The sequence below is a fragment of the Oxynema mangrovii CENA135 genome, from assembly GCF_016632315.1.
Taxonomy (GTDB): Bacteria; Cyanobacteriota; Cyanobacteriia; order Cyanobacteriales; family Laspinemataceae; genus Oxynema; species Oxynema aestuarii.
This window is the reverse complement of sequence record NZ_JAEOXH010000001.1, coordinates 827,100-850,069: the sequence shown is the minus strand read 5'-3', so window position 1 is coordinate 850,069 and position 22,970 is coordinate 827,100. Positions and strand designations below refer to the sequence as shown.

20 protein-coding genes, 1 tRNA gene and 1 riboswitch are annotated in these 22,970 nt (G+C 47.6%); of the genes, 6 read left to right on the top strand and 15 right to left on the bottom strand.

What is annotated here, in order from left to right; translation table 11 throughout:
* Positions 1-55: 55 nt before the first annotated feature.
* The gene (gene mgtE, locus JJD41_RS03350; RefSeq protein WP_234488494.1) at positions 56-1,456 is read right to left on the bottom strand and encodes a magnesium transporter; all 1,401 of its coding nucleotides are present in this window, start codon (positions 1,454-1,456) and stop codon (positions 56-58) included.
* 133 nt (positions 1,457-1,589) lie between these two features.
* The gene (locus tag JJD41_RS03345; RefSeq protein WP_200664708.1) at positions 1,590-3,236 is read right to left on the bottom strand and encodes a cation:proton antiporter; all 1,647 of its coding nucleotides are present in this window, start codon (positions 3,234-3,236) and stop codon (positions 1,590-1,592) included.
* 86 nt (positions 3,237-3,322) lie between these two features.
* Positions 3,323-3,429, bottom strand: a riboswitch (Fluoride riboswitch).
* A gap of 245 nt (positions 3,430-3,674) precedes the next feature.
* Between JJD41_RS03345 and JJD41_RS03340 the strand changes: the two genes are divergently transcribed.
* Complete coding sequence (locus tag JJD41_RS03340; RefSeq protein WP_200664707.1) at positions 3,675-4,994, top strand: tetratricopeptide repeat protein; 1,320 nt, start codon at positions 3,675-3,677, stop codon at positions 4,992-4,994.
* A gap of 207 nt (positions 4,995-5,201) precedes the next feature.
* On the opposite strand, the gene JJD41_RS03335 is transcribed toward JJD41_RS03340, so the two are convergent.
* The 9 genes from JJD41_RS03335 to JJD41_RS03295 all read right to left on the bottom strand — a co-directional run bounded on the left by JJD41_RS03335 (position 5,202) and on the right by JJD41_RS03295 (position 12,893).
* Entirely contained in the window at positions 5,202-6,443 is a 1,242-nt protein-coding gene (locus JJD41_RS03335; protein WP_234488493.1) for a hypothetical protein, read from the bottom strand.
* Between the two features lie 114 nt (positions 6,444-6,557).
* The gene (locus JJD41_RS03330; RefSeq protein WP_200664705.1) at positions 6,558-8,120 is read right to left on the bottom strand and encodes an ATP-binding protein; all 1,563 of its coding nucleotides are present in this window, start codon (positions 8,118-8,120) and stop codon (positions 6,558-6,560) included.
* Positions 8,121-8,175: 55 nt separating this feature from the next.
* Positions 8,176-8,936, bottom strand: a protein-coding gene (locus JJD41_RS03325; protein WP_200664346.1) for an IS5 family transposase whose coding sequence is annotated in 2 segments (ribosomal slippage) — positions 8,176-8,510 and positions 8,510-8,936 — 762 coding nt in all. Because the reading frame shifts where the segments join, the coding sequence is not laid out codon by codon here.
* A 37-nt stretch (positions 8,937-8,973) separates the two neighbouring features.
* Positions 8,974-9,222 carry a hypothetical protein gene (locus tag JJD41_RS03320; RefSeq protein WP_200664704.1) on the bottom strand — a complete coding sequence of 83 codons (249 nt, stop codon included), beginning with the start codon at positions 9,220-9,222 and terminating at the stop codon, positions 8,974-8,976.
* Entirely contained in the window at positions 9,219-10,307 is a 1,089-nt protein-coding gene (locus JJD41_RS03315) for a hypothetical protein (protein WP_200664703.1), read from the bottom strand. Before JJD41_RS03315 ends, JJD41_RS03320 begins: the two co-directional genes overlap by 4 nt.
* A gap of 472 nt (positions 10,308-10,779) precedes the next feature.
* Positions 10,780-10,851 (bottom strand) — tRNA-Thr (locus JJD41_RS03310).
* A 56-nt stretch (positions 10,852-10,907) separates the two neighbouring features.
* Complete coding sequence (locus JJD41_RS03305; RefSeq protein WP_200664702.1) at positions 10,908-11,342, bottom strand: NUDIX hydrolase; 435 nt, start codon at positions 11,340-11,342, stop codon at positions 10,908-10,910.
* 16 nt (positions 11,343-11,358) lie between these two features.
* A complete protein-coding gene (locus JJD41_RS03300; RefSeq protein ID WP_200664701.1) occupies positions 11,359-11,811 on the bottom strand; it encodes a DUF3531 family protein in 453 nt (150 codons plus the stop codon).
* Positions 11,812-11,957: 146 nt separating this feature from the next.
* Positions 11,958-12,893 carry a Sll0314/Alr1548 family TPR repeat-containing protein gene (locus JJD41_RS03295; protein ID WP_200664700.1) on the bottom strand — a complete coding sequence of 312 codons (936 nt, stop codon included), beginning with the start codon at positions 12,891-12,893 and terminating at the stop codon, positions 11,958-11,960.
* 285 nt (positions 12,894-13,178) lie between these two features.
* Here JJD41_RS03295 and JJD41_RS03290 point away from each other — a divergent pair, with 285 nt between their 5' ends.
* Together JJD41_RS03290 and rsmG are read left to right on the top strand one after the other, a co-directional pair.
* Positions 13,179-13,850, top strand: a complete 672-nt coding sequence (locus tag JJD41_RS03290; RefSeq protein ID WP_200664699.1) for an ABC transporter ATP-binding protein — start codon at positions 13,179-13,181, stop codon at positions 13,848-13,850.
* Positions 13,851-13,944: 94 nt separating this feature from the next.
* Positions 13,945-14,709 (top strand): 16S rRNA (guanine(527)-N(7))-methyltransferase RsmG, encoded by a 765-nt coding sequence (gene rsmG / locus JJD41_RS03285; RefSeq protein ID WP_200664698.1) that lies wholly within the window; start codon positions 13,945-13,947, stop codon positions 14,707-14,709.
* A gap of 140 nt (positions 14,710-14,849) precedes the next feature.
* Here the strand turns inward: rsmG and JJD41_RS03280 are convergent, their stop codons facing one another.
* Positions 14,850-15,368, bottom strand: coding sequence for a DUF4168 domain-containing protein (locus JJD41_RS03280; RefSeq protein WP_200664697.1), 519 nt, complete (start codon positions 15,366-15,368; stop codon positions 14,850-14,852).
* A gap of 82 nt (positions 15,369-15,450) precedes the next feature.
* Positions 15,451-16,458 carry a DNA polymerase III subunit delta gene (holA, locus tag JJD41_RS03275; RefSeq protein ID WP_200664696.1) on the bottom strand — a complete coding sequence of 336 codons (1,008 nt, stop codon included), beginning with the start codon at positions 16,456-16,458 and terminating at the stop codon, positions 15,451-15,453.
* A gap of 145 nt (positions 16,459-16,603) precedes the next feature.
* Between holA and JJD41_RS03270 the strand changes: the two genes are divergently transcribed.
* The 3 genes from JJD41_RS03270 to cbiE are packed head-to-tail and all read left to right on the top strand — an operon-like array spanning position 16,604 to position 19,402.
* On the top strand, positions 16,604-17,389 hold the full coding sequence (locus JJD41_RS03270; protein WP_234488492.1) for a DUF1868 domain-containing protein: 786 nt from the start codon (positions 16,604-16,606) through the stop codon (positions 17,387-17,389).
* A 27-nt stretch (positions 17,390-17,416) separates the two neighbouring features.
* Complete coding sequence (locus JJD41_RS03265; protein ID WP_200664695.1) at positions 17,417-18,049, top strand: cobalt-precorrin-8X methylmutase; 633 nt, start codon at positions 17,417-17,419, stop codon at positions 18,047-18,049.
* Between the two features lie 24 nt (positions 18,050-18,073).
* Positions 18,074-19,402, top strand: a complete 1,329-nt coding sequence (cbiE, locus tag JJD41_RS03260) for a precorrin-6y C5,15-methyltransferase (decarboxylating) subunit CbiE (protein WP_200664694.1) — start codon at positions 18,074-18,076, stop codon at positions 19,400-19,402.
* 44 nt (positions 19,403-19,446) lie between these two features.
* Here cbiE and JJD41_RS03255 read toward each other — a convergent pair whose 3' ends face one another.
* Both JJD41_RS03255 and JJD41_RS03250 read right to left on the bottom strand, forming a co-directional pair.
* Entirely contained in the window at positions 19,447-21,225 is a 1,779-nt protein-coding gene (locus JJD41_RS03255; protein WP_200664693.1) for a glycosyltransferase 61 family protein, read from the bottom strand.
* A gap of 96 nt (positions 21,226-21,321) precedes the next feature.
* Entirely contained in the window at positions 21,322-22,917 is a 1,596-nt protein-coding gene (locus JJD41_RS03250; RefSeq protein ID WP_200664692.1) for a tetratricopeptide repeat protein, read from the bottom strand.
* Between the last annotated feature and the right edge of the window lie 53 nt (positions 22,918-22,970).

Sequence of the window (22,970 nt, the reverse complement as noted above, 5' to 3'; positions counted from 1 at the left end):
AACGGAAGCGTCACCGTCTCAATTTAAAATCTAAAATCTAAACTCTAAAATTACTCTAAAATCCCAAAATCAGACGGGCAATACTGAAATAAATCAACACCCCCAACACATCGACCGCCGTGGTAATAAACGGAGCCGACATCAAGGCGGGATCCAATTTGAGCGATCGGAATAAAAACGGGAGCGCCGAACCCGACACCGACGCCAGCACCGAGATCGCGATCAAAGAAAAACCGACGGAGATCGCCACTCCCAAGCGCCCTTGCAAGAAATAAGCCCACACCGTCGCCATCACGCCCAAAATCGAGCCGAGTAAGGCTCCTGCTAATGCTTCGCGCCAGACCACCTGCACGGGGCCGAGTAAGCGAATTTCGTCCGTATTCAAGCCGCGAATCACCACCGTAGACGATTGAGCGCCAACATTGCCCCCGGTTCCGGTCAATAAGGGGATAAACGCCGCCAGCACGACCACTTGCTGCAAGATATCTTGCTGGGCGTTAATAATCGTCCCGGTTACCGTGTTGGTAATCAACAACACGAACAACCACACCACCCGTCGCCGCGCTACTGTAATTAAATTCGTGTGGAAATAATTGTCTCCTTCCGACTGCACCCCACCTAACGCATAAATATCCTCGGTGGTTTCCTGCTCGATAATGTCGATGACATCATCGACGGTGATAATTCCGACGAGGCGTTTCTCGCTATCGACCACGGGAACGGCGAGGAAGTCGTAACGCTGAATCAGATGGGCGACTTCTTCTTGATCCGTATCTGTCGAGATGTAAACGACCTCGCGGGTCATGATCTCGCCGATAGTTTCCTCGGGTTGGGCGGTTACCAAGTGGCGCAGGGAGACGATCCCGGTCAGACGGCGCGCCGCGTCGGTAACGTAGAGATAGTAAATCATCTCCGTGACCGAGGCGAGATTGCGAATCCGTTCGAGGGTTTGACTGACGGTGAAATGTTCTTTGAGCGAGATGTACTCCGGGGTCATAATTCGGCCCGCCGTTCCCGCTTCGTACCCCATCAGAATCGCGGTGGCTTGCCATTCTGAGGGACTGAGTTGGGCGCGCAAACGGCGCACGACCTTCGCCGGGAGTTCGTCGAACAGACGGGCGCGATCGTCCGGTGACATGTTATCGATAATGTCGAGAACTTCTTGACGCCGGAAGACTTCGAGTAGGGACTGCTGTACCGAAGAGTTGACGTGTTCGTAAACTTCGGTGGCTTCGTTTTTGGAGAGTAAACGAAAGGCGATCGCCTGCATGTGTTCGGGTAACCCTTCGATCGCTTCGGCGATATCGGGAGGTTGGACGGGAACCAAAATCGCTTTGGCGCCTTGTAGGTCTCCCTGTTCGAGCAGCGCTTGGAGCTGCGATCGCACGAGTTCGCGCAATTCTTTGCGCGAACCGAGTTGAAAGGTGGAATTTAGATTTTGATTCTCAGCATTCAAAGCAGACTCTCTCGATAGCTAGGCTCTTTATGGTGATGCCTTTAGTCTAATTGGGCTTGTCAATTCGGAGAATAGGGAAGGGGGTGTCGGGTGTCGCGAGTCGGGCGATCGCCCCGAGTCCCCCCTCTAAAATTTAAAATCTAAAATCTGAAACTCCCCTCGATTCGTCCTCAACCACGATCGCCGGAATCTCGCTCGTTTCCAAGACCGCACGCGATACCGAACCGACCAACACATTTTCCCACGGTTGATGACCCCGTTTTCCCAGGACGATCGCCGTCACCCGGAAATCTCGCGCCAGTTGCACGATCGCCTCGGCTGCAGCACCATTGACGGTGAAAAATTCATGTTCGATATCCGATAACAACCGCCGCGCCACCTGTCGCAATTCCTCGACTTGCTGGGGACGATCTTCTCCGACCGCGTGCAAGACGATCGCGCGAGCATTGCTCCGACGCGCCAAATCTGCGGTTTTTGTCAACACGGCGGGGGCTAACGGCGAGGTATCTACCGCCGCTAAAAAGGTGGTGCGGGTCGCGACGGTGACTTTCGTCGGATCGATCGCCCCTTTTTCTAACAGTTTGGGCGCGAATGTCGGAATTGCCCAAGCGCCTAACGGGGCCGTGACTAAAATCGATAAGGCGGCGATCGCTAAAATCGTTTCGCCGCCGTCAATTCCCGCAGCTAAAGGAATGGCGCCGATCGCCGCCTGCACGGTCGCTTTTGCCGAATTTCCCGGCAGTAAAAATAAGCGTTCCCGCCAAGTCCAATTACTGCCCATTGTCGATAAATACCAGCCCATCATCCGCCCGATCGATAAGCCGATCGCCAATAACAACAATCCCGGGAATAGGGTTTTTTCTAAAACCGCAATTTGAATGCTCGCCCCCATCAAAACAAACAGAAAGATTTCGGCGATCGTCCACAAACTGTCAAATCCCAAGCGCAACCGCCGCGCCAGAGGGGCGTCTAGTTCCACCAAGAAAAATCCCATCGCCATCGCCGCCAAATACCCGGAAAAATGCGGCCAACGGTTCGCAAAAATTACTAGAAATAAAGCCAAACAGGCGGCAAGTAACATTTCTTGGGTTTGGTTCTGCGTCCATTTTTGCCCCACGAGTAACACCACCAACAACCGGGCGGCAAAATAGCCGATCGCCACGCCTAAAACAATTTCGGAAATGACTTGGAAGGGCAACAGTTGCAACGCCGTCAATTCGATTCCGAACGGTAAGCTGAGGCGATCGAGTTGCCCCTGGCTTAAGAAATTTAACAATAAACTAAACAGCAACAGTAAAAAGACATCGGAAAGTGCCGATCCGGTTAAAATTGCATCGGGAATGCCTTTGGCAACTCCCCATCCTTTACTTTTTAACCGCAGCATTCCCGGAACGATGACGGCGGGGGATTCCGCGCCGATAATACAGCCGAGTAATAAGCCCGTCATCCAATTAAAATCGAATAAAACCATTGCGGCGATCGCGATCGTTATGGCTTCCGTAAATGCAGGCAAAATGCCCAACCGTAAAGCCACCGTTCCCTGTTTTGCTAACTTTTCACGATCTAATCCTAGCCCCGCTTTCATCAAAATGGCCATGACGGCGATCGTTCGCAATTCATCGGCATGATTGAGGATCGATTCGTCGATAATATTTCCCAATTGCGGCCCTAAAATAATCCCGACGAGAATCGTTCCAATTAAAGAAGGCGCACCCAAGCGACGGGCAATTTGTCCCACAAAGAAACCCATCACCAAAATCCATAAAATACCTGCTATCATGTCTCGAACTCCTGAAAGATTGGATGAGGTGGGTTGGTTCTTCCAAAAGTCGAGACCGCCATAGCCCTACTCTCAGGTCACCAACCCGAAAAGTAGGAGCTATCAGCCTCGATATTAATAATTTTTGTCGCTTTTAAGCGAATTTGAAATAAGTCAGGAGGCGGTTAAGGCAAGCCCCATTGCCTTGTTGTTTTAGAGTATAGCATGATTGTCTGTGGCGCAAACACTTTACCTGTATTGAGCCGGAATATTGGCCGCCTATAATATAGTGTTTCCCAATCTAATAAAGGAGGGACGATCCCCCTAAATCTACCTTAACAAGAGGGACTTCAGGCTAATAAAAGAGGGACGATCCCCCTAAATCCCCCTTGAAAAGGGGGACTTCAGGAAGCAGACAGACATCTGAAGTACCTCCTACCTCAAAAATCAGGAAAGAGCATGGAAGCAGAAAACAAGAATCATTGGGTGACAAGCGAATGGACGATCGCTCAATGTCAAGAAGCGATTAAAATCGATCCCTGTAATTTTAAAAACTATCTCTATTTAGCTCAACTTTTTGAAAAACAAGGTTATTTCGAGGCAGCGATTCGCACTTACCGACAGGCGATCGCGATCGTCCCTGAATGCGCTCAATTTTTATTCAATTTGGGCGATCGTCTCTTAAAAGCAGGAGAAACAGAACTGGCACGAAAAAGTTACTATTTTGCTACCCTTGCAATTTATCCCGATTTGGCCATAAATCTACATTTTAACTCTGAATTAACCTTTGGCCAACATATCTTGTGGGATCCGTGGTTGTTAAAAACAACAGACGGATATCGTCTATTTTACTTAACCGGACAACGCCACATCCAACCCTTTTGGAAGCAAGGACAAATTAGTGCGGCAATCTCGCCAGATCTGAAAAATTGGGACTATTTAGGCACGGTTTTAACGCCGATCGCAACCAGTGACTGGGAAGCGGATAATCTCTGTGCGGGAAGTGCTTATCAAGAAGGAAATTGTTATTATTTATTTTATTCCGCTTCCGTTTATCAAGCCGATGGCGTCGTCCAAAGTATCGGTCTGGCAACTTCAAATGATGGCTTGAATTGGCGGCGATCGCCCGAACCGATTCTCAAACCCGACCCTCTTTTTTATGGCGGTTCGATGCGTCCGCAACTCGACCAAAACGATCCGATAACAAAAATCGTGCAATGTCGCGATCCGTATATTTTAAAAGAGGAGAAAACGGGTCAGTATTACATGTTTTTTACTGCCGTGGTCGGGCGATCGCGCGGTAAAAATCCAACTTATAGCGGTTGTGTCGGCGTCGCTGTTTCTGATAAAATAGATGGGGTTTACCGATGTTTACCACCCGCTTGCGATCCGGTCATTTCCGATAGCAAAGGATCGATTTTTTACGAACTCGAACGACCGCAAGTTATTTTTAAAAATAATCGCTATTATTTATTCTTTTCTTGCTGGACTCGCTTAATCAATCCCGCTTGGTTGGAAACGGTCGATCGCCGCTTGATTAGCGATTCTTCTCTCTATTGTTATGTCAGCGATCGCCTCACCGGACCGTATCGCGCGATCGCCTCTACTCCCGTGGTTTCCGGTAGCGAAAAAACCGAGTTATATGGAACTCAATTGATGGAAAATCCTAGCGGTGACGGTCTGTTTGCTTACGGTTGGTATTGCAAAAGTAAAACTCTGGAAATCTCCCCACATTTCCCCGCTATTTGGACGGGCGATCGTTGGGAAATTATCGCTTAATTGAATAACAAATTGAGAATAGCACTTTTTTGTCACTCTGGGTCAATAAAAAGCTGGAAATTTTATAGAAAAAGGCATACACAATTTGAGCTGAAGATATGGTTTCCTATCAATTGGCGAGAGCCAGATTCTAGATGGAGCATAGCTTTCATGAGCTGGCTACGATTTTTTTTTGCCCTAACTAGAATGACAAAAGATCGTTGGATCTTAAAGTTTTATGAAAGTTAGTATTTCACTTATGTCAGTTAGCATAATGCGTTGTTTCTTGGCTGCTTTGTTGAGACGAGCCATTGAAATATTTTGTGTTTTTTGAATTCGCCTTGATGCATAGGCTTTATCAAATAGCTGATAACCACAGCTTGTCCAGATCGAACGAATGTCATCCGTCACCATCAAAATTTCTTGACTAGTAACATGCCGATAATTGGGCGTAATTACGGTGCATAGTCCTTGTGGTAACTGAGCGATACTGCAATTCTTGGAGATCGCGTGCATTGCCTTCAGCCAATCCTGATAGTTCGTTATATTAGCAATATCTTTAGAATTGTGTGAATATTGATTTCCCACCATACCGAAATACGGAATGTCCATAATAATATAATCAGCTTTCTCAACAGGTAGTTTTTCTGTCAAATCATTCGCTTGAATTTTATCTTCATACGGACCTCTAGGATTCAGATCGAGTAGCTTGAGGGTAAAATCAAAAAAGTCTCCTCTCATCCAGTCTTTTCGGTCATCATAAACCCTTTGAATCTGTCCCATTCCTGCCATTGGTGCAACAACGATATCTCCAGGCTTTGCGTAGTACCATAAACAATTAACATATAAATCGCCAGGAATGTAACCCCAATCATCAGTTTGCGACTGTAATCGTGGATAACGAATAGAAGAAAAGTTCCAGTTATCAGAAGGTTTAATGACAGAACTTTGTTGTTGTGGACTATCCTTCCCATTTACCTGCATTTGCAACTCTTCAAGTAACCGCTTAGTTGATATCGACTTATATCTACCATTCACTACCTCAGTCTTGAGTTTTTCAAGAGCAGTATGAAAGGCTTTATCAGAAGCATTAGCGAAACGTTGAAATAAAGAGGATTCTCTTTTCGTTAACCCCATTTCTGAAACTCTCAGGGGGGGAGATTTTTTCTTTTTAGACTCGGCGAGCAATTTACCTATCTCACGCTGACAACTGAGTCGTACCTCAATGGCATATGGTAGTATGTCTTGGCTCAATTCATAGTCTCTCTGGAGCTTGCGAATGACTTCTTCTAATGCAGTAGCATGACGCTTGACTTGTACAAGCTCCATGATAGATTTTGAAGCAGTAGTAATATGCTTCAACCGATCAATTTGTGAGCGATAATGTTTTTCAGGGCTACCAACCACAACCGTTGGGACGATAGTAGTTGTAGCCATTGTATCTGGCTGTTGGTCGTATATTTCGTACATAAATCGCTATTAAATTTTCCTTATGAGGACTTTTCATCTTACTGTTATTGGGACTTAGATTAGTTTTCTAAGCTAAAGATATCCAAGTCCCATTAACCTAAAATGGCATAGTATCTAAGGATTTTTGCTGTTCTTGAGCTTCCTGTTGTTGAGCTTGTTCTTGTGTTCTTGTTGTTGCAATAACTCTTCAGTAGTAAGCTGGAATGGGGATAGGCGCATCCTAGCACTCACCACTGCTGATGCAGCAAATAAATCAACTAGTGCTTCACCAGGGCCAAAATTTTTAGTCATCTCAACTTGAGCATCGGTTGCCTTTTCTAAGGCTCGTTTAGCTTCACTGGCTCGATTATGCCGATGAATAATACGAGAGTTAAGATTATTTAAAATATCATCTGGTACTTGAGCGGCACTTTGAACAGCAATATTAAAAGCAATCTGTCGGCTTCTACCTTTGCGAATTCCCTCGCTGAGTACATTTCCCATCGCAGTAGCGAACTGCTTACTACCATTAAATAGGTCTTGAGCCTCATCAATATGATGGAGTATTGGAAAGGTAATCTGACGTCGATCTTTCAAATCGTAAACTTTTTTAAGCATATAGTTAAGAAACAAACCATAGTCGCGTCCTCCCCCTGCTTGTCCGACACGAATTACTAATGCTTTTCCTGGCTTTAACAAAGTTGTGGGATCAAACCATTGTGGAGGTTGATTAGAGGGTTGAGTTTGACCAAATGCAGATGCGCTAGCACTCACTCTTCTACCTTGATTTCTGTTAGGATGAATTGGCTGTCCACCATCAACCCAAGCTGGACGGCGATTCCGGCGTAGCATTTTACTTACCATAGATTTATAAGTTACTGCCTGTCGTCCTCCTAATCGTTCTCTTGCATGGGCAGGTGGTTGCGCCTGAGCATTAGGACTTTGAGGGTTATAGCTTGTGACCCACCGATAGAAATCGCCTAACGTCCAAATAGCGCGCTCATCACTATCCTGATTCGCTTGCTGTTCATCGTCAAACTCTTCTAGTAATGTTTCAAACTCTTCACGTTGATTGTTTTCATTGGGCGGATAGTACATTACTGCTGCTAACACTGCGGGATCGAACTCTGAAGCAGGAATTGCAATTGGAGAACCTTGAAAAGCAGTAGAGTCTTCACCTAGATAATAAAAATCAGTATCGACCCTCTGAATCCAACTAGGAAATGTGTCTTCCTGATTACTTCCTGTCAATAAGTTGAGGGCATCGCGATTAGGCTCAGTTATATGCTGATAGTCTGGTTTGTGATCGTAAATAATCACTGCAAATTTCATATTCAATGCTGCACAAATAGAATTAGCACAAGAGTTTGTTTTTCCACTTCCAGTAGCACCAGCAAATAAGGTTTGATAGAAAAGAGATCTTTGATTGATATAGATACCTATATTAGTGTCTACGATCTTTCCGATTCGGTATTCTTCTTTTGCCTCTGGCAAATTCAAGTATTGGATAATTTCATCTTCTGTAGCTGCTCTTGCAATCGATCCAATTTGAGGTCGCCGACGAATGCTACTAGGAGGTTCTTGGGTAATATCTTTAACTAAGCTGACTTGATAGTAATAAACCTCGCGAACTACAACTTCACGAGAATAGTTATTTTGTTCCAACTGTTCAAAAGCATTAATCGTAGGGCGTGTCATCAATTATGTAGGTTGACAAAAGTGACCAAATGTGGAGGAAAGCGCCTGCGGACATTTAAGCCAGCCAAATCACGGATGCAGCCAGGTAAATGCCACCCAGGAAGTTCACCGAGCGCTTGTCATAACGAGTGGCAATCCCTCGATACTGTTTGAGCTTGGCAAAGAAGTTTTCCACCAGATGTCGGGTTTGATACAAGAATCGATCGTAATCGTGGGCTTGTTTTCGATTCTTTTTCGAGGGAATGACGACTTCAATCCCTCGCTCGTGCAACGGTTGTCTGACTCGTTCGTCGGCATCGTAAGCTTTATCCGCTAGCAGTGCCTGGACTTCCACTGATGGTAGCAACCGCTCGGCACCGACTAGATCGCTGGCCTGACCGGGAGTTAAAAAAAAGATATGGGATTCCCCAAAGCATCCACCACCGCATGAATTTTCGTACTCAACCCGCCTCGGCTACGACCGATATTTTCCTCTTCGGCTGAACTCCCTGATGCTCCAGCACTGTGCTGATGCGCTCGCACAATGGTGGAATCGATGGCAGCATATTCGTTATCGGCTTCCTCGCAGAGGACTTGGAAAACGCGCTCCCACACCCCAGTTTTTGACCAGCGAGTGAAGCGTGTGTGGACGACTCGAAAATCCCCAAAGCGTTCGGGAAGATCTCGCCAAGGAATCCCTGCTCGAAAGCGATACAACACGGCTTCGACGAATAAACGGTTATCTTTAGCTGTGACCCCAACTGTACCCGGACGACCCGGAAGCAGGTGTTCAATGCGTTGCCATTGGTCGTCTCGTAAAGCGTAACGCCGTTTCATCCCGGTTTTGAGCTATCTTGAGTGAACGGGTAGCAGGCTACACACATTTCACTATTTTTGTCAATTTTCTTAATTGATGACAGACCCTAGCATTGTCTTGAGGACCAAGTGCCGATCTATTCAAGTTCGCTTGCGGACTTACGATTTGGCCGAAGTACCTTCGCTCACCAGCTTTGTCTTCAATAATCACAAAATCATTTGCCGAAAATTCTGGTTCATTAAAGGTATAACCACAAATCAAGCTAAGGTCAGAATTAGTTGTGTCAGGAATTTGAATTAGTGTCATCGGTAATCTCTCTCGTTAGTGATGTCTACACCCATACGATAGTTATTTCGTTGAATCTCGGTAATAAAAGATTGCTTAATTGCCTGAGAATTGTTGCTACCTCTGAGATGGGAATCTACAGTTTCTAATAGTAAAGGAATCTCATGATTCACTGTTGGACTAGCATCTTGTCGTAACAGACTGACTGCATACGGTAAATCATGTAATGCACACTCAAAAGCAAATGCCTTTTCAGCAGGACGATAAACTACACGGACATATTTTCCAGGCAATTGTTGAAGCCAGTCATTTATAGACCGAATTTCTCCAAATCTAATTTGATATTGCTGTTGAATAGGACACAAAACAAAACCCTCCTCGCGTTCTAAGCTCATTGCAGTCCATTTGCAAATTGCCCATGAACTTCCTAAATCTTTAATAACCCCAATAAAGCGTTTTTCTGTTTGCATCATGCGTGAGTACAGTTCTTGTCCTTGCCTCTGAGTTATCAAGTTTTGTGTAAATATTGGGCCATCTAACAAAACAGTATTTTGTTGACAAGCAATTGCCACTTCTCTTTCCTGATACTCACGAAATGTAGTTGCCCATGAGCCTTTAGTTTGACGAGTTCGATCTAACTCATCGCATAATTGAAACAAATCTGAATTGTCATTAGTAACGACAATTTCTTCAGGCGTTGCGTAGCGAGTATTTGTACTTGTTAAAACAATTTCTGGAGTAGAACGATTTTGACTTGTAATACAGCCAACTCCCACGGCATAAAAGGAAGTATTCATGAGATCGGTTATGGGTAACATATCGCTGGAGTCAATTGCAGCAATTTCCCCTTCTATTAAATCTTGAGCTACTTCGCTATCCAATTCACTGCCATAGGTCTTAAAATCAAATAGGAATTGAGTTTCTGTCTTAGCATTTCTCATGAGCTGGCGTATCTTACCCTGTACAACTTCATCTGATTGATGAAGGTTCTGAGCAATTGTTTGGTCGCTAGAAAAATCTAAGAAGAAAGTCTCATCAACAAGTTTTTGATTGGCTAAAGCAGAGCCAAAAACGCCTTCATCGGGAGTTTTATCGTTATTGCCCATTTATTTGCTTTTTTTAATCAATAAATTTCTTCTACTTTCTATTCAAGTTGTGATAAATCTGTTCTAACCACAGAGGAATCAGCGACTGACATCGATCGAGGGATGAGATCGCCCCTTCACAGTCAAATTCTACCAACTCCTATTTTCACACCTTTTCCTCCCACTTCAACATAAATCGCTTCTCAGTCTGTAGATCGATCCAGGCGCAATATCTCTCAACTTTGTCACCCCTGCGGGTAGGGTCACAAAGCTCTGCGAACTTCTCAGACTAAGACCCTCGCTTTATCAGTTAGGCAGGATAATTGTATAGCAGCACGATCGCCCTCGTCGAAACATTTACAAATCTTAACTCAAGCGCCAACAACAGCTACACCACAAGCTCTAAGGACAGATTTTTGGACAATAAATTAATGAGTCGAGATGACACTCATTTGACAATGCTGACAACTCATGTAGCGATCGCATGAAAAAAAGCTGGTGAAGGGATTTGAACCCATGACCGTCCGCTTACAAGGCGGATGCTCTACCACTGAGCTACACCAGCAACACCCTTTACTCTAGCAAAATTTACCGGGGATTTGCAAGGGTTGGGACGCCGATTTACTGGACGTAATCGAGGAAATTCTCGGGGACAATCCGCAGTTGTCCGGACTTGAAGCGCGCAATCTCGACCCAAAGGGCGCGTTTTTGGCGCTCTCCCTCGGAAAACATCATCGGTTCGGCGTCGTAAAACTGGGGGTCGGCGAAATCGCACTGATAGAGTTGAATGATTTCGTGACCGGGTTTTCCTTTATGGAAAAAAATGCTTTCTAAGCAGGTGATATAGCGGATATTGGTGAGTTCGGCTTGAATTTCTTCTTGAAATTCGCGAATTAAGGCGTCTCGACTGGTTTCGCCAAAGTCGATCCCGCCGCCGAGGACGCGATAGAAGGGTTGGTTGTTCTCGTCGGATCCTTCGGCGACGAACAGGCGATCGCGATCGCGGATAATTCCTAAAGCCAGAACGCGAATTTTATTTTTATTTTTACTCCCCATAAATGCAAATAGCAGTTTAATTTTCGTGGGCAAATAAGGAGCGATCTTCCCTATCTTCGATAGGCCAATCGGGGTTTTCACCCCCAATAATTAAGCGTTCGACTAAGACGTATTCTTTATTGAGCTGCTGCAAGGCGTTGATGAGAATGTCGATCGCGATCGCGTCGCTGGTACCGAGATCGAACCAACAGCGCGCCCAAGTTCCGTGATACTCGAATTCGCCCATATTATGCATTAATGCCATTAAGGAGCGATCGGCATTGTCCATATCGTAGTCCATATAACTCACCTCCAGTCCGGTGTCTTGAACTTGGAGGTTTTCGGCATTAAATCCGCCGAGTTTGCCGATGAAAAACCAGGAGTCAAACAGTTCTTCGAGATACTGTTTTTCCATATTGCCGGGAACGGTGTTGAACTCAATCCAGAACCAAACGTCAAAGGGATTGAATTCGCGAAATTCAATTTTCATGGCGATCGCTCGATAAGATTAGGGGAACGGTGCAGAGTTTAGAGTAACATATTTGGCGACATTCGATTTTAGATCGATCCAGATCGAGACAAGGGGCGGGCAAGATGCCCGCGCTACAAATATAAGAGGTGGCGAAGATGCCCGCTTTACCGCGCACTGGCGGTCATTTCTGCAATCTTTCGGGCGTTGCGATCGCGCTCTTTTCTCAATTGTTTTTGTAAGCCTTCGGGAAATTGGGTTTCGGCTTTGGCGAGGGCCATTTGAAAATGTTCTTCTGCTTGTTGAAGCAAGTTAACTTCGTCGAGATCGTTCCCTTTTTTTACGAGAATTTGCGCTTTCAAGTAAAATAACTCGGGGTTATCGGGAGTCATTTCGATCGCCCGATTGACGGCGCTTAAGGCTTCTTCGACGCGATCGAGGTCGCGATAACCGACGGCTATCCCGCGATAGGCTAAATATTGAGGGGCGGCGTAGTTTTCTAGGCGGGCGATCGCCTCTTCCGGTTCGCTAAACGGGAGGTTCACCGCTAACATTAAATCCATGTAGCCTTTAATTAGATTTAACTCCGGATCGGTCGGTGCAATTTGTTCCGCCGCATCGAAATGTTTGAACACTTGACGCAACTTATTCATCGCGTCGGGCATTCCTTTAATGGTGCCTTCGGTGCTGATGATATAAGCTCCTTCTAAAAAGTGACCGACGGCAGTATAAAGATTGCCGCGTAAGGGGTCTTTTGGGGTCAAGTTTTCGGCTTTTTCGCGAGTTTGGGTGGCGTAAGTTTTTAAGGTATCCCAATCTTCATCGAGATAGGCGAAGGCGGCTTGCATGGCGTACACTAAGGGTTCGCTAGCTTCTTGGCTTTCCGCTTGTTTGAGTTGCCGTTGGGCTTCGGTGTAGTTCCCTTCCTCGAATAAGACGCGAAAGGCGGATTCGGTCAGATCGCCGATTTCGTGCTGGTTTTGACTCGTCCGAAACGGATCTAATGCCAAAGAGGGAGGGATGGGATTGGCGACGACGACGATCGCCACGGTTGCTAAGCCAGTGGCGATCGCGCGGCTATATTTAGAGAATCGGGTTCTCATGGTTTTCGGTGTTGGGAGTGCTGTTTAATTATGATGCTAAATTCAGACGGGCGATCGCTACAACGGTCGGATCTCGGTCAAAATGTAGCGTCGCTGTTGGGGAAATTGACGCCGCGCGATCGCCCAAGTTCCGAGAAATTACCCAATTTCTTCGTAATTTCTGCTCTAGCTCGGTTTGTTAGCAATAATAGAAGTTAGGATAAGGTGTCGAGGCGATCGCGCGATCGGCATCGCTTGTCTATACTTTCAAACTTTAGCTATTGTTTTGTCCCGACCTACACTTCAATGCTCTATCTGCGAAATCTAAGTTATCATCCCACGGCGACCCCCCAAGCAATTCTCAAATCGATCGATTTAGAATTTGCTCCCCAACAATTGGGGCTGATTATTGGCCCGAGTGGTTCGGGAAAAACAACGTTATTAGAAATTTTAAGCGGACTGGCTCAACGCACTTCAGGGGAAATTTATTGGCGAGAACAATTACTCGGCGCAGAACATTTACAACAACTCGGCGGCTTAGTTTTTCAATTTCCCGAACGTCATTTTTGTTGCGGGACAATTCTAGAAGAATTGCGCTTGGGACATCCAGAATTAAGTTCGGAAAGAGTGAAAGAAGCGTTAACCGAAGTCGGATTGAATCATTTATCGCTCAACGTGGCACCTCAAGCCCTCAGTGGCGGACAGCAACGGCGTTTGGCGTTAGCGGTGCAACTGATTCGTCAGCCGCACTTACTGTTATTGGACGAACCGACGGCGGGTTTAGATTGGTCGATGAAACGGCAATTAGTCACGTTGTTGAGTAAACTTAAAAATCATTGGAGTTTGCTAATTGTCACCCACGATGCGGGAGATTTATTGGAAATTGCCGATAAATGTTGGACCCTCAATCACGGTCAATTAAATGAGGTCGAGCGCGATCGCGTCGCCATCAGTCGTCAGCTTTCCGCCGTCAGTTAATGTTTGCTCTACCTGCATTTTTTCTACGTGCAATGATTGCAGTGATTGCAATTTTGTCTCAATCCCCTCATTTGTTATTCTCCCCTCTAAAGTCATGAGCCAAGATTCGCTTCAACATTCTCGATTGCCCGATCTTTCCGATGTTTGGCACGAAACCCTCGGTTGGCAGCCCGATGCGGGACATTTATTAGAATTTCAAACTCTGTACGATCGCATCGTCGATGCCAATACTCAATTTAATTTAACCCGAATTGTCGAAGCTGAGGAGTTTTGGGAAAAGCATTTGTGGGATTCTCTACGGGGGGTCAGTTGCGTTTTGCGCGGGGAAGTTTTTCCGGAAGGGGATGCGGAAAAGTACCGCGCCATTGATATCGGAACGGGGGCGGGTTTTCCCGGTTTTCCTCTGGCGATCGCCCGTCCCGATATTGAGGTAACCCTGCTCGATTCTACGCACAAAAAAGTCAATTTTTTACAGCAATTGGCTGAAGAATTGGGGATGGAAAATATTAAAACAATGACGGCGCGGGCGGAGGAAGTCGGACGGAAAAATTCCGATCGCGAAAGCTACGATCTGGCGTTGGCGCGGGCGGTCGGTCCGGCTTCGGTCTGTTTGGAATATGCCCTACCGTTGCTTAAAATTGGCGGGATGGCGATTTTATATCGCGGTCATTGGACGGAGGAAGAAACGGAGAAACTTTCGACAACTGCGGCTCAATTAGGTGGAGTTATTTCGACGGTAGAAGCGTTTACCACGCCGTTAACTCGTGGGGTCAGAAATTGTTTGTATTTGAGTAAAATCAAGCCAACTCCGGCTCAATTTCCTCGCGCGGTGGGCCTTCCGAAACAAAAGCCGCTTTAGAAGAAAAATCGTGCAAAAATAGAAGTAGGACACGGCATTGCCGTGTACCTACAGGGATTTGGCGAGTTGACAAGGTCGATCTCGGATTCAACGGATTGAGGAATTGCTATAAGAATATTTTACCAGTCGGCAGTTTGAGGCTATTGCAACTCAATTAAAGCGGCGTTAACTTGATTTTTGAATTGGGAATTTTCTTGGAGTTGTAGGGTCAGTTCGTTGAATCGCTCGATGGTCAGATCGAAGCTTTCGACAATTTCTTTGGATTGGTTGCAGTAATTGACGGCAATTTCGCGCAGTTCTCGGTTGAGTCCGTCCAAACTACTCGCTTGGGAACAAACGACGCCGGGTACGGGTTGACCTTCGCCGACGATATTTTTAATATCGTTGTAGGCTTGTTGGCGAATATTTTCGATCGCGATTAAACTGCGGGCGTAATTGAGAATTTCCGTATTATTATTGGGATTCGCAACTGGGGGATTGTTGGGGGTCGGTGCGGCGGTAGGGGTGCGCTCGGAATTGGTTTGAGCGTAAACGACGTTATCGACGCCTAAATGAGCGGCAACTCCCCCGAAAATGACGACGCTAGAGGCGACGGCGAAGGCGATCGATCGCGATAAAAAATGATTGAGCCTCGATGGCAATCGGTCGGAAAAAATCATGAGAATATCCTTTTATTTTGGCGTACAAATATAGGGTTAAAGGTGCATGGTAGCGCATGAGGACGCCCGATGGCACAGGAGGTTATCGAAAAGAATTTTGCCGGGGAGGGTGACACAGTCGAGCGAGTTCGATGACTTTAGTTTGCAAAGTTGCTAACTCGTCCGCACCCCGTTTGAGACTCACTTCGAGTTCGAGTAAGACGGGTAAAGTTTGGCGCAGTTGCTCTAAGGATAAAGCACTGACCTCTTTTCTCAACAAGTAAATCCGTTTGGGGTTGCCAATATCGGCAGCTTTGGCGATCGCGCGTTCGTCACGTTCGCCGCTTTCCCCCATTAACTTCACCCACAACCACGTTCTAAAAACCGATGTTAGGGTCGCTACAATTCGCAAAGCGGGTTCGTTACGGTTTATCAAATCCGCAACCAATTCTAACGCCGTGGAAATGTCTCCTTGACGGATCGCAGTGGCGAGTTGAAAACTACTTTGGGTGCTGCACGTAACCAAGCTGTCGATCGCCCGTTCGTCGATCGCGCCGTTGCCGAGACTGTCGGCGTACAGCTTTAACTTTTCCAATTCGTTGTACAGCGATCGCGTGTCATTTCCGACCGCGTCGGCTAACGCTTCCAGTGCGCCTTGACTCAAGTTTACACCCAATTCGTCGGCGACTTGTCGCACTTTGCCGATTAATTTATCTTGTTGCCACGGGGGAATTTGAGAAAATTCTTTAATCGTCGCCCGTTCTTGCAATAATTTAGTCGATTTTAGCCGTCCGTCCGGTTTGTTGCGACTGGTCAACAACAACAGGTTCGATTCGGGAATTTCGCCGAGGGTTCGTTCCATTTCGGCGAGTAAATCGGCGCTACACTGTTGGGCGATCGTCGTTTCGACCAACCACACCAGGCGACCGCCGCTTCCAAATGGCGGGGTCATGGCTTGATTGAGGGCGCGGATGGGGCCGTCGGGTTCGTCTGGGGGGATTTTGTCGAAATTAAAACTCACCCAGTCCGGATCGAGTATTTTCTCGCGCAAATCCGCCACGGCTTTCGAGATTGCAAACTCATCGGAACCCCAATAGAGGTAAATTGGCATAAAGGAAACCGTTACGAGGGGACGAGGAAACCGCATAGACCAAGATAGAAGCCCGGGGGTGCAGCCTTCAAGGGTTTTGTTTGTGACTGTGGCTTTTTCCCGACCCTCTAACTTGATGTTCGCTTACTTCACGAGGCCGATCAGATTGGACGATACCTTACAACTGTACTTAAATCGCGTCGCGCGGATGACTTTGCTCGAAAGTTATCTCGGCGTTCTCCAGCACATTCAAACCTCGCCGAAATACAAGCCGAGTGAGGACGGGACGCGACAAGCGGTTCCGTTTCCGGGATATACGATCGTGGCGCCGCCATGGGGGGACGATCGCCAAAACGAGGCGTTTTATCAAGATTTACAACAGTGTCAGCAGGAACTGTTAACCCAAATGGGCGAGGGATTGGCGGTGGCGGTTCCGCCGCCGAGTTTTCACGTGACTCTGGCGGATTTAATTTGGAACGATGCGTTTCGCGATGCGGCGGCGAAATCTCCCGATTACGAGGCGAAATTGCGATCGGCGATCGCGGAAAGTTTCGCGCAGTGCGACGCTCTCAAAAGTCCCGAACCGATTCGCTGGGAAGTTCTCGGGGCGATCGTCATGACGCGGGCGATCGGGGTCTGTCTGGTACCGAAAGACGAGCAATCTTACGATCGCGTGCTGCAATTGCGACGGGCGATTTATCAAAATAAAAATTTAATGGGTTTGGGGGTCGAACAGCAATATCACTTAACTGCTCACGTGACTTTGGGGTATTTCGGCGAAATTCCCAAAGATTTAGACCGCCATCGCGTCGCCGTCATGCTTTCGGAGTTTAATAACCGTTGGTTGGAGTGCGATCGCGAGTTGGTCATCACCCGGGCGGAGTTACGCCAGTTTGCAGATATGACCGCCTATACCCGCGAACCGGATTGGCCGACGTTAGATTTTGTATAAAATACCGCCAGGGGAGGAATCATCGGGGTGACATCACTGTTCCATCCAATTTTACTCGAAAGTTTTGCGACGATCGATCGCGAAATCGGTCCGCATTCCTTCGACGATCGCCAGTACGCGATCGTGCGGCGGGCTATTCACGCGACGGCAGATTTCGAGTTCAAAGAGGCGATCCGCTTCAGTCCGGGGGCGATCTCCTCCGGGATCGATGCCTTGCGCCGTGGGGCTCCCGCGATCGCCGACGTGACGATGGTCAAACAGGGGGTCGCCGGGTTACTCGGCAAAACGTTTAACAATCCCCTCCTCGCCGCCGTAGACCGTTTTCAACAAGCCCCACCGGGGAAAACGCGCACGGAAGCGGGGATCTTGGAGTGTTTCGCCGAACATCCCGAGGGGATTTTTGTCATCGGGAACGCGCCGACGGCTTTGCTGGCCCTGTGCGATGCAATTCAACGCAGCGATCGCCGTCCGGCCCTGATCGTCGGCGCCCCGGTCGGGTTCGTTTCCGTGGTGGAGTCGAAGCAGGTGCTCGCCGAGACGGACGTCCCCCAGATTCGCATTGACGGGCGCAAAGGCGGTTCCCCTGTAGCGGCGGCCATCCTTAATGCTTTAATAGTTCTGGCATGGCAGAACAACGGGCAAATAAACGATGAAGGATGAAGCCGTAAGGTATTACCCCGGGCGATGATTCATGTAGTCGGTATCGGTTTGGACGGCGCGGAGGGGTTGAGTGCGCCCGTCCGCGAGATTGTGGACGCGGCGACGTTGCTGGTGGGTAGCGATCGCCACTTGGGTTATTTTCCCGAACATCCGGCCCGGCGCTTGGTGTTGGGAGATTTGCGCCTGACGTTGAAATCGTTACGGCGCAAGCTCGATCGCGCTGCGTCCGCACGGGAGAACCCCGCGATCGCCGCCGGGGAGTCGGAAACGGCGAGTCCGGCGATCGACCCGGAACGGGTGGCGATCCTCGTCAGTGGCGATCCGTTGTTTTTCGGTCTCGGACGCCTGTTATTGACCGAATTTCCCCCGGAATCCTTGCATTTTTACCCGCATTTGAGTTGCGTGCAGTTGGCGTTCAATCGGGTGAAAGTGCCGTGGCAAGATGCTTGTATCGTCAGCGCCCACGGGCGATCGCTCGATGAATGTTTGGAGGCGCTGCAACGGGGAGAACAGAAAATCGCCGTCCTCACCGATCGCGAAAACTCGCCGTCGGCGATCGCCCGGGTGTTGTTGGGTCTGGATTTACCCAGTCAGTACGAGTTTTGGGTCTGCGAAAATCTCGGCGGTTCCGACGAACGAGTGCGATCGTTTGCGGTCAACGGGGAAGAGGCGATCGCCGCCTTGGATGCGGAAAGCTTCGCCAGTCTCAATGTCGTCGTGTTGGTCCGCCGTCGCGGCGAGGTCGGCGACGAGTTGGAAATCGACGATTTGCCCCGTTTGGGATTGAGCGATCGCACTTTCCTCACGTTTCGCGATCGCCCCGGACTGATGACCAAGCGCGAAATCCGCCTGATCGTCCTCGGCGAACTCGGGTTAAAACCGGATCAAACCGTCTGGGATGTCGGCGCCGGAACCGGAACCGTGGCGATCGAAGTCGCCCGCCTCTTCCCGTCCTCGCAAGTGTACGCGATCGAAAAAACTGCCGCCGGAATCAATTTAATCGAGCAAAATTGCCAGCGTCTCCAAGTCCGCAACGTGATTTCCATCCACGGAAACGCCCCCGATATCCTCGATCGCCTCCCCGTCCCCGATCGCATCTTCATCGGCGGAACGGGGGGACGTCTGCGCCAAATCCTCGGTGTCTGCGCCGGACAACTCGCCAAAGGCGGTAACATTGTCCTCGCGATCGCCACCGTCGAACATCTCACTACCGCGTTTAACTGGATTCGCGATTGGAACTGGCCCCACCGCGCCTTACAAGTTCAGGTTTCCCGTTCCGTCCCCGTCGCCCACCTGACCCGCTTCGCCCCCCTCAATCCGGTGACGATTTTGACAATTACAAAACCTAAATAGATTGGAGATTTGAGATTGTAGATTGGAGGCGATCGCTTGTTCCTCTACAAATATTCGGCTAACTGTTCGAGATCGATATAAATATCTTCGTAAATACTATAGGGTAACAAATTCGGATTGCGTTCTAAAAAATCCGACACCGCCAAACTTCGATAATCCTTCCCGACAACCGCGCGATACTCCAACCCCAAATGATGACTCATCACCTGATAACAACTCGACCGATAACGATGGGAAAATAACTCGATAACTACCGTTCCCGGCTGACAAAATACCGCATTCGTCAACCCCGCGCCGTGAGGGGCGACAACGACTTGAGCTCCACTCAATAAACGGACTTGTTCGCGAAACGATAACCTCTCCAACGATACGCTGACAAAACCATAGTTCTTTAAAAATTCGATCGCTTCCGATTCATTCACTACCCGGCGATGTTTCGCCTGTTGGCGATTAATATAAATCTTGTTCGGCGTTGGAGAAACTGCGATCGCACCCTCCTCTTTTGGTAAAAAGCGATCGCGCAGAAACTCGCAGACCCACCTCGGCGGACCGTCAATAAACTCGCCCATCCATTTCGGCGCCGTCGTCGGAATCGAAGGAACGATTAAGGTTTCCGCTTGGATGAAGCGATCGCCCTCGATGTCGTGCCATGTTTGACGCGGAATCCCTAAAATCGATAACGTTTCTTGTTGATATTTATACTGTACCCGATTAACCAGAAAACGATCTATTTTATCTAACTCAAATCCCCCTAACTCCAATAATTCGATCCGAGGTAAAACATCCACCATCCAATGATAATAATCCCGCCCCGCTTGGACGGACAAACAAGCCGTCATTCCCGGCAATTTGCGAATAGAATAAACCGTTTTTAAGCCAAAAATCCACGCAACTTTTCCCCCACCCGTACAGACATCCGCTAACAGGCGATCGCCGCCAGCAACGACGATCGTATTGGCGCTATCTCCCCAAACTTGACCCTCGCGAACGCTAACGACAAATCCCGGCGGCGAGATTCCCGAAAGGGTTTGAGAAGGCAGGGATATCGGCGAACTCGGGTAAAGTTCTCGACAGGCGATCGCGCGATCGCTTCGCGCCGATTCCCGGCTGGAATAAACTATTTTTTCGATTAAATGATTGCCGATCGAGATCGTCTCGCGATCGCAACTGGTTGTTTCCAGCTTGAAGTATTTTTGCGTTAATTTAGGATATTTTTTTAATCCTATTTCAGTAAAACTAACCGCTTTATCTAATTGCCCGTTAAGAGCAAAACTGTTGACTAATTTAATCAGAAGACTAAAATTATTCGAGTCAATTTGATATGATTTCAAATAAGCGACGATCGCCGCTTCTAAATTATTTTCAAGTTCTAATAATATTGCTAAATTTTGATAAGCAGTTGCCGAATGGGGTTGCAAATTAATTTGTTTTTGGATACAAGCGATCGCCTCGGAAAAGCAGTGTCTGTGGGAGAGGGCGATCGCTAATTTCTCGTACATTTGGGGCGAAGATGGGGCGATCGCAATCCCTCGTCGATAGTGGGCGATCGCCTCGTCCCACTGTTTTAACTGAGCGCAATCGTTTCCTCTTTTAAAATAAGTTTCGGCGGATGGGCGATCGAGATTTTCTAATGTTTTATAAACCCGCTTTGCTGATTTATTTTTACCAAGTTTAGAGAAGCTATTCCCTAAAATCTCGTAAGTTTGCCGACAATGCGGATCGAGTTTTAACGATTGTTGACATGTGGCGATCGCCTCTTGATATTTCCCCGATTCTAATAGTTTTTTTGCCCATTTATTTAAATCAGATACACCCTGATTCATCGCCAATTTTATAATTTTACATTAGAATTTTACAGCCTTTCCCTATTGTAACCCCGTAGAGGTACAGAATTTCTGTATCTCTACTATCCATCCATCTTATTCTACCGATCGCTCCATCGCGCGATCGCGGTAAATCTTAGCTTCTTCTAACTGTCCGTTTTCTTCTAAAACTTTACTTAAGTTCCAATACACCCCCGTTAAATTTGGTTCGAGTTCGATCGCCTGTTTGTAAAAATTAATTGCCGTTACTAATTGCCTTTTATGATAGTACATACTGCCTAAATTTGCCCGGGCTTCTGCAAAGTTTGGATCCAGTTCGATCGCCTTCGCATAGGCGCGGATTGCTGCATCAATTTTCCCCTGAGTTTGCAATGCATTTCCCAAGCTTTTATAGAGGATCGCCGACTGTGGATATTGCACGATCGCCCGTTGACATCGGGCGATCGCTTCCCCGGTATTTCCCTGCTGCAATTGCCCCCGGACTTCGCGAGCGATCGCCCGGACAATTTCCGGATTTTTGCGCTCGTTTATACCGCAAACTTGTTCTAAATAGCGAACCCACTCGCGCGATCGCACCGTCCAAGTACATTGTTTTTGAATATATTCAACTTGTTTTTTTAACAAACTTGCAGACTCTTCGGACTGCCAATTGCGTAAAACCTGCACGGTTTTTTCGAGGAAGCGATCGGCGTAATTCTGCCAATCCGGGCGTTGGGAAAACTGCCAATCCCGAACGGAGGAAAAGCCTTCGACACCTTCAACGGAGACTAAATGACCGAATCCCGCCGTCGTTTCCGGTAACGCCGCCAACTCGCTAGTGACGACGAAGCAACCACTTGCCATGGCTTCCACGACCGCAATGCAGGAGGTTTCCTCGAAGGTATTGGCGTAGGCTAACATGGCGATCGATCGCAGTTTTTCGGCGAGTTGCGGTTGGGGAATCGAACCGATATATTCCACTCCTTCCATTTGGCGGCATTTTTGATAGAGGATTCCATAAACGGACTCGTCTAATTCGGTCGCCATTTGATAAACTTTTTTACTTGAAAAAACTTGCAGTCTGGTTCCGGGAATGGCTTCGCGTATCTTTGGAAAGATGGATAGTAATAAATCTAATCCGCGAAAAGGTGTGCTGGTATAAGCTAGAATGGGCGGATTTGTTTTTGCTGCTAATATATTTGTTTGTTCTGGGAATAAGTTCGCAAATGCCGGGGCGATCGCGTTCCGTAAAACGACAGTTTTTGCGAGATCGATCGCGAAGAAGTCTAAGAAGCGATCGCGCTGCCAATTGCTGACAAAGATGAGGCGATCGTAGGCGTCGAGTTCGGCGCGATCGCCTAATGCTTGCATCGCTTTTAAGCTGGGAACTTGCTGCGTCCAAAGAAATAGTTTTGTAGCATAACCTAATAAGGGTTTGAGCTTTTTTCCCCATCCCGCTTGATTGAGAACGATCGCCGCATCCAGCGATCGAAACAGTTGGCGAATGTCGTCGTTGTCGTCTAACGGTAAACAGGAAACGCCGCGCGATCGTCCGGGGGTTTTGGTTCCGTTGAGCAAGAAGATTTCATGTCCTTGTTTTGCCAAGTTTTCGGCGAGGTAACATAAAGCGGATTGGGAACCGCCTAACGGGATTTGATAGGCGCTTTCAATTTTATAGTCCCAAGTGGAAAGGTCTAAAAAAGCAATTTTCATCGATGGTTTTGAAAAAATAGAAACTTGCGATCGCCGATGTTACAATTCTGAAT